Source organism: Labilithrix sp. (genome assembly GCA_019637155.1).
Classification (GTDB): domain Bacteria; phylum Myxococcota_A; class Polyangia; order Polyangiales; family Polyangiaceae; genus Labilithrix.
Window position 1 is genome coordinate 31,071 of the sequence record JAHBWE010000014.1, and the last position, 12,243, is coordinate 43,313.

Sequence of the window (12,243 nt, forward strand, 5' to 3'; positions counted from 1 at the left end):
GGCTCTCTTGCTTGTTCGAGAGGGCTCTGCCCTCTCGAGCTCTCCCGCCGGGGGCCGTCGCGCGGGGACGCGCTCCGCGCCCCCGGGCCCCCCGAGAGGGGGCCGAGGGGGCGCCGTTGGGTAGTGCTCAGGTGGGTTTGGTGTCGATGAGGGCGACGCCGAGGGCTTTGCCGTGCGGGAGCTGATCGTGGGCGCGGCGGAGGGCGCGGCCGGTCGTGACGCCGGCGCGTACGCAGAGGAGCGTGCCGTCGGCGGTGGAGACGAGCTGCATCACGGTCGGGTCGGCGGTGACGGCCGCGGAGTCGATCACGATGTAGTCCCAGTGCGAGCGGCGGAGCGAGCCGAGGAGCTGCTCGAACCAGCGGCGATCGAAGAGCGGGCGCGTGCCCGGCGCGAGGACGAGCGCCGCGATCGCGAACGTGTTCGAGTAGTCCGCGACGGTGTACGGCGCCGCCCAGGGGCCGTGCGCGGTGGAGGGCCGGGTGTTCTCGTTGATGCCGAACACGGTGTGGAGGTGCGGCTCGATGAGGTTGCCGTCGAGGAGGAGGACGCGCGCCTCCTCCGACAGCGCGAGCGCGAGGTTCAGCGCGCACGTCGTCTTGCCGTCTCCCTTGAGCGGGCTCGACACCGCGATGATGCGGGGCAGGTTCTTCGCGATCAGGTTGTCGCGCAGCGTGCGGAACGCGGTCGAGCGCGAGGAGTTCGGCTCGATGAGGAGCGTGAGGCGCGGGTCGACGCTGCCGCGGAGGACGATGCCCGGCGGTCCCGGCGGAGGCGGCGCCGCGCGGAAGCTCGGGTCCGAGCCGTGGCGCGGCATCGGCGGCGCGCTCATCGGCGGGAGCGACTGCGTCCCGCCGAACGACGGCGTCCCGTACGACTGCGTCCCGTACGACATCGGCGGGGGCGGCCCCGTCATCTGCGCCTCGCGCGGGACGCGATGGTTGTGCCCCGTGTAGGCCCCCGAGTACGACATCGGCGGGGGCGGCCCCGTCATGTGGTGCGCGCGCGGCGCGGTCGAGGGCATCGGCGGGGGCGGGCCCGTCAGCGAAGACGTGCGCGGGACGAGGTGCCCCTGGAGGTACGGCTGCTGATCGACGTCCTGGTACTGGATGGAGAGGCCGGTGCTCGTGTGCCCGCCCCGCCGCTGCGGCTGCCCCGCCATGGACGCACCCCGAGCCTGCTGAGGGTGCTCGCCCGGGTGCCCGCGATGGTTCGGGGGGGGCTTGGGGTGACGGTTCGACATCGACTCGGCTCGGACGGCCTATCATAGGCACGGCGAGCCCCCCGCGGCTAGCTACGCGCGGGGCTTCGGGATGACCCCGACGACGGCGCAGATCCTCAACGCGTCGAGGTCGTTCCGCGCGTAGATGCGATCGTCGAGCCGTGCCGACACCATCGCGACGAAGAGCGCGGCCATGAGCGCGCCCGCGAGGTACATCGCGAGCATCGTCGAGCGCGGCTTCGAGCTCGGGTGCACCGGGAGGTACGCCGGGTCGAGGATCTTGACCTGGATGTTGCGGTTCGAGGTGCTCGCGCCCTCGGTCAGGCCGGCCTTGAAGAGCTTGTCGTCGAGCTGCTTCTGCGCGTCCTTCAGGTACTCGCTCTCGCGCTGGAGGCGGCGGAACTCGACGTCGAGCGCGACCGAGGTCGTCCCCGCCGACGAGATCGGCGTCGGCGCCGATTTGTCGCCCGCCTTGCGCGCCGCGATGCTGCGCCGGAGCTGGCTGAGGCGGCTCTGGAGCGCCTCGCGCTCGCCGGCGGAGAGGCCGCCCGCGCCCGTCGACGAGCGCTTCGCGTCCGCTTCCTGCGCCGCCTGGAGCCGGCGCTTCGCCGCGATGAGGTCGGGGTGCTGCTCGGTGAGCTGGCCCTTCTTCTCCTGGTAGTCCTTGCGCGCGGCCTTCGTCTCCTCGCTCTCCTCGGCGTGCGCTCTCGGCGCGCCGGCGTTGAGCTGAGCCTGGATCTGACGGGCCTCCGCCTCCATCTGGTAGAGCACCGGATCTTTCGTGCCGGGAGGCGCGGTCGGGATCGGGGCGACGACGGCGCTGGGGCCGCCGACGCCGGGGGCGCCGGGGAGCGTGAACTTCACGTACTCGGGGTGGAGCGTGAGGAAGCTCGCCAGCGCGGCGTTGGCCTCGTCGAGCTTGACCTTGTTCGCCTTGCTCTGCGCGTCGAGGTACTCCTTCGTCGCCTTGCTCTGCTCGTTGCGCGCGACCTGCGCCTCCTTGACGATGTGCTCGCCGAGGCGGCGCGTGACCTCCTGCGCCTCCTCCGGGACCGGCGCTTCGTAGCCGATCTCGAAGGTGTCGCCCTCCTTCGCCTTGAAGCTGATCGTCTTGCGCAGCTCCTCGACCGCGTCGGGCAGGCCGCGCTTGTCGGCGATCACCGCGTAGCGCGGGGTGTCGTTGACGATCGGCTCGAGGCTCGCGCGCGAGTACAGCATCTCCTTCAGGCGCGCGCCGACGCGACGCGAGTCCGAGCCGCTGCCTTCGCCCGCGCCGATCGCGTCCGCGCGGATGTTCTCCTGATAGAGGATGACGGTCTCGGACTTGTAGATGCGCGCCTTCATGAACACGCCGGGGATCGACGCGAGCGAGGCGATCATGAAGACGAGGAACGCGCGCTTCCAGTACAGCAGGCCGCGTTTCGCGAAGACCATCGCATTTTCGACGGCTTCAGCGGCTGTTTGCGGCGGCGGCTCTTCGGTGCTCATCGACCGCAGATGTTAGCACTCGCAGGAGCGCCGCCGCGCTTTCCTCCCAGGAACCGCCGCTAGATGCGCGGATTTCCGCGGGATCGAAGGTGCGGCTGGCGACGGCGAGGAGCGCCTCTCCGAGCGCGCGCGGGTCCTTCGCCGGCACGAGCGCGCCGTTGGCGGGCGTGACGAGCTCGGGGATCCCGCCGACGTTCGTGCCCACCACCGGCCGCCCGCACGCGAGCGCCTCGCGGACGACGTTGGGCGATCCCTCCGCGTGGGAGGGGAGCGTCACGAGCGTGCTCGCCGACATCCACTGCGTGACCTCCGCGAGCGGGCGCGCGCCGAGGAACCGGACGCGATCGCCGAGCGGCGCCGCCGCCGCGCGCGCCTCCGCCATCGCGCCGCCGTCGCCGAGGAGCGCGAGCGAGAGGCCGCGATCGCGATCGGCGATCGTCGCGAACGCGGCGAGGAGATCGAGCACGCCCTTCGCGCGCTCGATGCGCCCGACGTACAAGACGAGCCGCTCCGGCCAGCCGCCCGGCCACGTGAGCGCGCGGCGGACCTCGTCGCGATCGCGCAGGAGGAAGAGCTTCGCGTCGGTCCCGTTCGCGACGACCTCGACGCTCTCGGGGCGCGCGCCGAGGCGCACCGCCTGCTCGCCGAGCGCCTTGCTCACCGGCACGACGCGGTGCGCGCGCGGGAGGGCGAACGCGAGGTTCGTGCGCGGGCCGAGCATGTCGCCTTGCACGTTGAGGTCGGAGCCGTGGGCCTTCACGACCGCGGGGACGCGCGCGAGACGCGCGAGCGCGATCGACGCCGCGCCCTCCGGGTACGCCCACGATCCGAGCACGACGTCGACCCCGCGCTTCACCTCCGCCATGAACGAAGGCAGGAGCGAGGCGACCTCGAGCGCGCCCGACAGGCCGGCGAGCCCGGGCACGTAGACGACGCGGGGATGGCGGACGTCGAGCCCGGCGATGACGTCCCGCGCCGGGACCTCGCGCAGGCTCGAGGTCTTCGAGCTCTTCACGAGGCCGGAGGCGGGGAACCACGGGATCGTGGCCATCACGCGGAGATCGCAGAGCTGTCCGAGCGCGGCGAACTGCTGCCGGTTGAACGCCGCCGCGAGCGGCTCGACCGCGTTCGGGAAGATCCGGGTGATCGCGAGGACGCGAAGTGGTGAGCCCACGCGCCGAGGTTACTTGATGGTATGTTCACGGCGCCATGGGTCGCCTTCGTTCGTTGCTCCTCGCCCTCGCCGTCTTCTCGTCGGTCGCGTGCGGCGCCACCGTTCCGCCGTACGACTACGCGAAGGAGCCGGACCCGAGGAAGTCCGAGTACGAGATCGGCGCGCTCGATCAGATCCGCGTGACGGTCTGGAAGAACCCCGATCTCTCCGCCGAGACGACGGTGCGCCCCGACGGCATCATCACCCTCCCGCTCATCGGCGACGTGAAGGCCGCCGGTCGCACGCCGACCGCGCTCCAGAAGGAGATCACGAAGCGCTACGGCGAGTTCGTCCGCCTCGAGGGCACGACCGTCAACGTCGGCGTCGCGCAGGTCAACAGCTACTCCTTCACCGTGAGCGGCAACGTCGAGAAGGCCGGCGTCTACAAGGAGCGCAACTACGTCACCGTGCTCGAGGCGATCGCGCTCGCGGGCGGGGCGAACAAGTACGCCGGCAACACGGCGTTCATCGTGCGGAGCCACCCGTCGCGGAAGGTCCCGATCGACCTGAAGCGCGCGGCGGCGGGCGAGATCCCGGAGGAGAACGTCGTCGTCATCAAGGGCGACATCATCGTCGTGCAGTGACCATCCGCGGCGTGACCGGCGGCGGATCCGAGATCCGGCGGAAGCGCTCGGTCGGGAACCCGGTCGTGCGGTGGCACACGAAGATCGTCATGTCGTCGTTCGCGGGCGCGGTGCGCGTGAAGAGCCCGACGTCGCGCACGATCCCGTCCGAGATGTCCTGCGGCATCGAGCCGGTCGTGCGCAGGCACTGCGCGAGCCGGTCGTCGCCGTAGAGCGAGCCGTCGGTCGCGGCCGCCTCGACGACGCCGTCGGTGTAGAGCACGAGCGAGTCGCCCTCGCGCAGGTAGAAGCGCGTCGCGCTGAACTGCGTGTCCTCGAGCATGCCGACCGCGGGCGACGCGCCGTCGGTGATGACCTCCACCGTGCCGTCGGCGTGACAGATGTACGGCGGCGGCTGCCCCGCGGCGGCGAGGCGGACCTCGCCCGTGCGCACGTCGAGCGTGAAGTAGATCGCGGTGAAGAAGACCTCGGGCTGACCGCGGTCGATGACGGAGCGGTTCATGACCGTGAACACCGGCACCGGCTCCACGTGCGCGAGCGCGGCGACGCGGAGCTCGCCGGTGATGCGCGCCATGAGGAGCGCGGCGGCGATGCCCTTGCCCGCGATGTCGCCGATGAACACGGCGAGGTGATGCGGCCCGACCCAGAACACGTCGTAGAAGTCGCCGCCGACGGTGTAGGCCGCCTTGTACGTCGCGAGGAACTCGATGCCCTGGACGGAGGGGACCTCGCGCGGGAGGAAGCTCTTCTGCATCTGCGCCGCGAGCTCGAGGTCGCGGTTGAGGCGCTCTCGCTGCAGCGACTCCTCGTGCATGCGCGAGTTCTGGAGCGTGATGCCGACCGGGACCGCGATGCCGTCGAGCATCTCGAGATCGCCGAGCGTGAACTGCGCGCGCGAGCCGGCGCCGGTGCCGACGAAGATGATGCCGAACACGTCGTCGCGGTCGAACATCGGCGCGAACATCGTCGAGCCGGCGGTGGTGCCGTCCTGGTGGTGCGCGTCGAAGAGCGCGCGGCCGGCGTGGAGGATCGCGCGCGTGGTGTCGTTCGTGAGGGCGGCGGCGGCGCGCGTGCCGGTCGCGCTCGCGAAGTGGAGCAGCGCGAAGCGGCCGGAGGGGTCCTTGACGTAGAGGCCGACGTCCTTCGCCGCGGGATAAAGATCGAGGATCTGGCGCGCGATGAGGTCGACGAGCTCGCTCCGGTTGATCGTGCGGCTGATCGACTGCATGAAGCCGTACAGCGTGGTGAGCTTGTTGTACGCGTCCTCGAGCTGGAAGAGGTCGACCTTGACCTCCTCCGCGCGGTAGCGGGACGACTCGCGCATCGAGCCGTCGTCCTCGACCGAGATCGCCTCGACCGCGTTCGACGACGACGGCGGGCGCTGCGCGCGGAGCGAGGCGACCTCGCCGGTGCGGAGGAGCTCGGCCTCGCCCGGCGGCATGATGGTCTCCATCTGCGGGTTCGGCTGCGGCCGCGTGTTGACCTGGTAGAAGCTCGTCATGCTCTCGGCGATCTGCCAGTCTTGCTTGCGGGGCAGCTCGGCCGAAGGACCGGCGACGTCGCCGACGTACTCGACGCGGAAGGCGTGCGGACCGAACGAGATCTCGTCGTTCGGGTGGATCTCCTGGCGCCGCACCGCGACGCCGTTCACGAAGGTGCCGTTCGAGCTGTTCAGGTCGTAGACGACGAACCCGTCACGTTCTCGTGTCACGCGCGAGTGCTGGCGCGAGATCCGGTAGTCGTTGAGGATGAGGTGGTTGTGCGCTCCGCGACCGACGAGGAGCGGGCTATCGGCGGAAAGGCGCACTCGACGGGTGTTCCCGTTGATGCCCACGAGCCAGTAGCCAGCGTCGGGTCTGATCGGGTCCACGTTTGGAGCGGGATTCTATCTCCATCCGCCCGCGCTGGCGTAGTCTTCCGAAGGCATGACCCCCGGCGTTCGCTTCATGAAGCGCCTCCTCGACGTCGCCGGCGCGACGGCCGGCATCGCCATGACCTGGCCGCTCGCGATCCCGATCGCGATCGCGATCCGACTCGATTCCCCGGGTCCGATCATCTTCAAGCAGGTCCGCTCGGGCCCGCTCCTCGACGACGAGCCGACCCCCGCCGGCCACAAATGGACGAGCTTTCACATCTACAAGTTCCGCACGATGCGGGTCGACGCGGAGAAGGGGACCGGCGCCGTCCTCGCGACGAAGGGGGACCCGCGCGTCACGCGCGTCGGCGGTTTCCTCCGCAAGACGCGCCTCGACGAGCTGCCCCAGTTCCTCAACGTGCTGAAGGGGGACATGTCGCTCGTCGGCCCGCGCCCCGAGCGCCCCGAGCTCCTCGAGGCGCTCGCGCAGGCGATCCCGTATTTCGAGGAGCGCACGCGCGGCGTGAAGCCGGGGCTCACCGGGCTCGCGCAGGTGTCGCTCGGCTACAGCGGCAACGCGGACCCGGACAGCGAGGCGGGCAAGGTGTTCGCGTCGCTCGCGAACCCGTTCGGGATCGAGGAGGCGGAGGGCGCGGTCGCGGACGACATGCGCAACAAGCTGATGTTCGATCTCGCGTACGCGGCGTCGCTCGAGGACTTCTGGTCGTACGTGCGGATGGAGCTTCACATCCTCGTGAAGACGCCGCTCATCATGGTGCTCTCGCGTGGGCACTAGCGTCCGCTTCCGGGTCGAGGCGCGCCTCGAGCAGCGGCTGCTCGCGATTGACCTGATCGCGGCCCTCGTGAAGCATGTGAAGACGGCGGACGATGACTTCCGGGATGCGATCACGACGGCGTTCGGGGAAGCGTTTAACAACGTCGTCATTCACGGCTACAAGGACCGAACGGATGGGATGCTCGACGTGGAAGCCGACCTCGGCGCTTCGCACATGACGTTGCGCCTGCTCGATACCGGTCGCTCCGCGGACCTCACGCGGGTGCCGACGTTGGATCTCGACGAGATGGTCGAGGGGGGAATGGGCGTCTTCATGATTCATAGGCTCGTGGACGAAGTCAGGTACAGTCCTGGCTCACCCAACGTGCTCTCCCTCACCAAGCGGACGGGTCGATGAACTGCACGCGTACGGATCGAGAAGGCGAATCGCGCATCCAGCTCGAGGGATCCCTCGACGCTCTCACGGCGCCGGAGATCCGCCCCATCTTCGACAAGCTGGTGGCGGAGAAGCGCCCCCGCGTCGTCCTCGACCTCCAGAACGTCACGATGATCGACAGCTCCGGCGTCGGCGCGATGGTCTCGCTCTTCAAGCGCATCAAGGCGGAGGGCGGCGTGGTCACCGTCGCCAACGCGCACAGCCAGCCGCTGAGCGTCCTGAAGCTCCTGAAGCTCGACAAAGTCTTCGGCTTGTAACTTCACCGAGACATTTTTTAGGCGTGCACGACACGCCAGTCCACTGCAACGCCTTCGGTATGCGGCGTCGCGAGGATCAGCCTTTCCGCTACGCCTCGCGCCTGCATCCCCGCCACGGTCCCATCCCCGAGCCCACAACCCAGCCCCCAGCGCAGCTGAGCGCCGCGCCGCGCCGACGCCCGTTCACTACGCGCCGCCGTCGCGAGCCCACCAAGCGATCCGCACCGTCGCGGATCAACCTCACGGCCGCCCGGCTCGCGAGCGCGTCGTTCCTCACGGCCGCCCGCGAGCCGACCTGGTTCGGTTGGGCGCGCGGCTGGTCGATGGCAAGTCGCCGCGGAGCGCGCTCGACGACGACGCGAAGGTAGCGACGGCTGGTGTCTGGTCACGAGCTCGTGCTGGGTGGCGGTTGTTGCTCCTTCTGCTTTGCGGAAGGCTCGTTCTGGGCTCACGATGAGCGGCTGCTTTCCTCTTCCTCTGCTGTGCGTTGGTCGGTTTTCTTTGCGGCGATCTGTCTGACGCTCTCGGGGGATGGGCGGAGGGGGATGGCGCGCGGGGCGACGCGGCTCGATGGGATGGCGGTGCGGGAGGAGCGGCCGCGGATTTGGGTCGAGCCGGGGCGGCTCGGGTGGCTCCGGGAGAAGGTGAAGGACAAGCACGCGATCGAGATCGCGGCGATGGCGGGGGAGAGCGGGCCGGGGCTCGCGCTCGCCGGGCTCATCACCGGCGATCCGGTGCTGTGCCGGCGGGCGGCGGCGGTGAGCATGCCGGTCGCTTACCACCCGGCGCTCGTCTACGACTGGTGTCACGAGCACCTCGGGCGGGAGGACAAGGCGCGGCTGCGAGGGCGTATCGCGGCGCACATGCGGGAGGCGATGGGGAACGGGCGCATCTGGCGGTCGTTCCACAACGACGGGCACGCGCACGCGCTGTCGGTGACGCTCGGGATGCTGGCGCTCTGGGGCGACGACCCGATCGCCGAGCGCGCGTTCGACTTCCTCCGCCCCGAGCTCGAGGACATGCTCCTCACCCTCGACGAGCTGTTCCCCGACGGCGAGTGGGCCGAGGGCGCGGACTACGCGCGGCACGCGTCGCACGAGTCGTTCCGGACGTTCCTCGCGCTGAAGAGCGCGACCGGCGTCGATCTGCTCGCGACGTCGCCGCACTTCCAGCACGTCGCGCAGTTCATCTTCTACGCGGTCAAGCCGGACGGCCGCATGTTCCCCGGCGACGACAACGACTACCCGTTCCTCAGCGGGTGGGAGCACCAAGCCCTCCTCATGAGCGCGCACGAATATCGCGATCCGTACGCGCAGTGGTTCTTGAGCCACAACGCGGTCCCGCAGTTCGAGCTCGCGGCGAGGGACCGCTACATGGACCTCCTCTGGGCGGACGCGACGATCCCGGAGCGCCCGCTCGAAGAGCTGCCGCTCGCGCGCATCTTCCGCGGCAAGGGGATCGTCTTCGCGCGCACCGGCTGGGACAAACGCGACTCCAGCCGCACGTGGCTCGCGTTCACGAACGGGGACTACTTCGGCGATCACAATCACCTCGACGTGAACGCGTTCCAGATCTGGAGCGGCGGCAACCTCGCGATCGACTCCGGCCGCTACGACGACGACTGGGAGTGGTCGCGCTCCCCGGCGAAGGTCGCGCGCTCGCAGTTCTTCAACTACTACCAGCGGACGATCGCGCACAACACGATGCTCGTCCGCGATCCCGACGAGGACTTCGGGCGCGGCCTCTACAACGACGGCGGGCAGCGCTCGATGCTGCACACGGGGCCGATCCGCACCGTGCCGGAGGACTACGCGCAGGGCGTCTACCCCTCCGACGACGGCGCCGGCCGCTACGACTGGACCACGAACCCGGGGCGCTGGGAGCGCGGCGACATCACCGCCTACGTGGCGACGCCGGACCTCGTGTTCGTCCGCGGCGACGGCACGCGCGCCTACGCGGCGAAGAAGCTCTCCTCCTTCGTCCGCGAGCTCCTCTTCGTCCGCCCCAACCTCGTGTTCGTCTTCGACCACGTCGTCGCGACGAGGCCGGACTACGCGAAGACGTGGCTCCTCCACACCGTCGACGAGCCGGAGATCGCGCCCGACGGCTCGTGGTTCGAGGTGAAGGAAGGCGACGGGCGGCTCTTCGGCGTCGCGCTCCTGCCCGCCGATCGCCGCCTCCGCAAGGTCGGCGGGCCCGGCGACGAGTTCGTCGTCGACGGCGTGAAGCTCTCGGCAGGCCCCCACTCCGAGCTCAACCCGAGCGCGCTCCACTTCGGCGAGCAGCCGGGCGCCTGGCGCATCGAGGAGCAGCCCGGCGCCGCGCGGAGCGAAGACTGGTTCGCGCACGCGCTGCTCCTGACCGATCGCGCCTCGGCCGCGCGCCCCCACGTCGAGATCCTCCGCAACGACGCGACCGCCCTCGCGGTGCGCGTGCGCGTGGAGTCCGCCAAATATGATGATCACGCCAAACGTGAAAAATTCGCCAAACACGAAGAGGACATGGACGTCGCGCTCCGCTTCGCGAAGGACGGATCGAAGCCGGGCACCTCGATGACGGCGACCGTGCGCGGCCGCGTCGTGTTCGACGGCGCGCTCCCGGATCGCGTCGTCCTCGAGGAGGGCCGGCGCTGACGTCTCCGCGCGTATAGTGCGTCCGTGTTCTACGCGCTCTCGAAGGTGCTCGACGTCTTCTTGTGTCCGTACACCTGGGGCGTGCTGTTGCTCGCCGCCGCGACGCCGTGGACCGTGCGCGGCGCGAAGCGCTTCCGCCGCCGCCGCGCGTACGGCGTCGCGGGGCTCCTCGTGCTCGTCGTCTCCGGCATGGCGCCGGTGCCGAACGCGATCATGTGGCGCCTCGAGCGCTCCGCGCCTTCGACTTACCGCGCCTACGCGACGTACGACGCGGTCATCCTGCTCGGCGGCCTCGTCGACGAGGTGTCGACCGCCGAGAACGGCGTGCCCGCGTACAACGACAGCGTCGAGCGCCTCACCACGACATATCGCCTGCTGCGCGAGGACAAGGCGCGGTTCGTCGTCGTCTCCGCCGGTACCAACCCGGAGCTCCCCGCCTACGGCGAGGCCGCCGTCGTCGCGCGCCAGCTCGCGGAGTGGGGGATCGCGAAGGAGCGCATCATCGTCGAGGACAAGGCGCGCAACACGCGCGAGAACGCGCTGAACACGCAGGCGATCGCGAAGGAGCGCGGCTTCGCGGACGTGCTCGTGGTGACGAGCGCCTTCCACATGGCGCGCGCGGCGGAGTGCTTCGCCGCGATCGGCATGGCCGTCGACACGCTCGCGGTCGACTACCGCGCCCACGCCCGCTCCGGCCGCGACGCCCGCGACTGGATCCCGCGCGTCGACGGCCTCTCCGACACCTCGGGCACGCTCCACGAAGTGTTCGGCCGCTTGGTTTATCGGCTTCGTGGTTATGGCAAGGTCTAGAGTACTGACTCAACGTCGGGGGCTTCGCCCCCGACACCCCCACCCCAGACACGGCCCTCGCGCTTTGCGCTCGGGGCGCTTCGCGCCCGCTTTCGCGGCCGCTTCTGGGGCCCCGTGACCGCGCGCTTCTGCGCTGCGCTGCGGGCATGCGGGCATGCGGCGCGGTTCTGTGGGTTACTCCGGCCATGCGCGGGCGTGTTTTAGTGTGATGCGGAGGGTCTCGAGGTCGGCGGCGCTCATGGCGTCGATGCGATGAGCGCGGGGGGCATCGAGCGGGATGCCGTAGGCCTCGCAGAGGTCGCGGACGGCGATGCGGAGACCGCGCGCGAGGCCTGCTTCGCGGCCCTCTTCGCGGACCTCGTCGAGGACGGGGTGGCCCTTGGCTCGGAGCGCGCGCAGCACCGCCTCGTCGGCGTCGATCGCCGAGATGACGGCCTTCATCGAGAGCGGGCGCACGAAGCAAGGGTCGTCGATCGTGTCGAGCGGCGTCGCCGACCACGCGTCGGTGTCGCGTGACCACTCCAGCGCCTTGCTGCGCTTGACCTGGACGACGAAGATCCGGCGCACGCCGCGGCCGGCGAGCTCGCGCGCCTTCGTCGTCTGCGTCGCGAGCGCTTGCTCGTTCACGATCTCGAACGCGAGCTCCTCGAGCTGGCGGCCCCCCGTCACCTCGTCGCGCGCGGCGGGGTACACGCTCGCGTCGGGCGCGAAGTCCTGCTCCAGGCCGGCGCGCGTGAGCATGTCCACCGCGACGAGGTAGCCGGGCTTCACGTGCGCGCGAAGGAGGTAGGTGAGGTCCGCGTGCGGGACCGCGTGCGGCTCGTCCGAGGGCGGCGCGAAGACGAGCCTCCCTTCGACGATCTCGGCGCGCGACTCGGGCTTGACGATGCGCTCGTCGACGGGGATCCCTCCCTTGCCCGGGAAGCGCTGCATCCGTGGAGCGTAGCAC

11 protein-coding genes are annotated in these 12,243 nt (G+C 70.2%); 6 read left to right on the forward strand and 5 right to left on the reverse strand.

Annotated features, from left to right (window positions below; genetic code table 11):
* Positions 1 to 127: 127 nt before the first annotated feature.
* The 3 genes from KF837_27920 to KF837_27930 all read right to left on the reverse strand — a co-directional run bounded on the left by KF837_27920 (position 128) and on the right by KF837_27930 (position 3,884).
* The gene (locus tag KF837_27920) at positions 128 to 1,162 is read right to left on the reverse strand and encodes a CpsD/CapB family tyrosine-protein kinase (protein ID MBX3231182.1); all 1,035 of its coding nucleotides are present in this window, start codon (positions 1,160 to 1,162) and stop codon (positions 128 to 130) included.
* Positions 1,163 to 1,294: 132 nt separating this feature from the next.
* Positions 1,295 to 2,656 (reverse strand): hypothetical protein, encoded by a 1,362-nt coding sequence (locus KF837_27925; GenBank protein ID MBX3231183.1) that lies wholly within the window; start codon positions 2,654 to 2,656, stop codon positions 1,295 to 1,297.
* Between the two features lie 16 nt (positions 2,657 to 2,672).
* Positions 2,673 to 3,884, reverse strand: coding sequence for a glycosyltransferase (locus KF837_27930; protein ID MBX3231184.1), 1,212 nt, complete (start codon positions 3,882 to 3,884; stop codon positions 2,673 to 2,675).
* 35 nt (positions 3,885 to 3,919) lie between these two features.
* Here KF837_27930 and KF837_27935 point away from each other — a divergent pair, with 35 nt between their 5' ends.
* On the forward strand, positions 3,920 to 4,507 hold the full coding sequence (locus tag KF837_27935; protein ID MBX3231185.1) for a polysaccharide biosynthesis/export family protein: 588 nt from the start codon (positions 3,920 to 3,922) through the stop codon (positions 4,505 to 4,507).
* On the opposite strand, the gene KF837_27940 is transcribed toward KF837_27935, so the two are convergent.
* The gene (locus KF837_27940; protein ID MBX3231186.1) at positions 4,491 to 6,314 is read right to left on the reverse strand and encodes a SpoIIE family protein phosphatase; all 1,824 of its coding nucleotides are present in this window, start codon (positions 6,312 to 6,314) and stop codon (positions 4,491 to 4,493) included. The two genes, KF837_27935 and KF837_27940, sit on opposite strands and share 17 nt — an antisense overlap.
* Positions 6,315 to 6,432: 118 nt before the next feature.
* Here KF837_27940 and KF837_27945 point away from each other — a divergent pair, with 118 nt between their 5' ends.
* From KF837_27945 to KF837_27965, 5 genes are all read left to right on the forward strand, one after another.
* Positions 6,433 to 7,158, forward strand: coding sequence for a sugar transferase (locus KF837_27945; protein MBX3231187.1), 726 nt, complete (start codon positions 6,433 to 6,435; stop codon positions 7,156 to 7,158).
* On the forward strand, positions 7,148 to 7,555 hold the full coding sequence (locus KF837_27950) for an ATP-binding protein (GenBank protein MBX3231188.1): 408 nt from the start codon (positions 7,148 to 7,150) through the stop codon (positions 7,553 to 7,555). Before KF837_27945 ends, KF837_27950 begins: the two co-directional genes overlap by 11 nt.
* The gene (locus tag KF837_27955) at positions 7,552 to 7,851 is read left to right on the forward strand and encodes an STAS domain-containing protein (protein MBX3231189.1); all 300 of its coding nucleotides are present in this window, start codon (positions 7,552 to 7,554) and stop codon (positions 7,849 to 7,851) included. Before KF837_27950 ends, KF837_27955 begins: the two co-directional genes overlap by 4 nt.
* A 545-nt stretch (positions 7,852 to 8,396) precedes the next feature.
* A complete protein-coding gene (locus tag KF837_27960; protein MBX3231190.1) occupies positions 8,397 to 10,484 on the forward strand; it encodes a heparinase II/III family protein in 2,088 nt (695 codons plus the stop codon).
* 24 nt (positions 10,485 to 10,508) lie between these two features.
* On the forward strand, positions 10,509 to 11,294 hold the full coding sequence (locus KF837_27965) for a YdcF family protein (GenBank protein MBX3231191.1): 786 nt from the start codon (positions 10,509 to 10,511) through the stop codon (positions 11,292 to 11,294).
* Between the two features lie 174 nt (positions 11,295 to 11,468).
* On the opposite strand, the gene KF837_27970 is transcribed toward KF837_27965, so the two are convergent.
* Complete coding sequence (locus KF837_27970) at positions 11,469 to 12,227, reverse strand: Uma2 family endonuclease (GenBank protein MBX3231192.1); 759 nt, start codon at positions 12,225 to 12,227, stop codon at positions 11,469 to 11,471.
* Between the last annotated feature and the right edge of the window lie 16 nt (positions 12,228 to 12,243).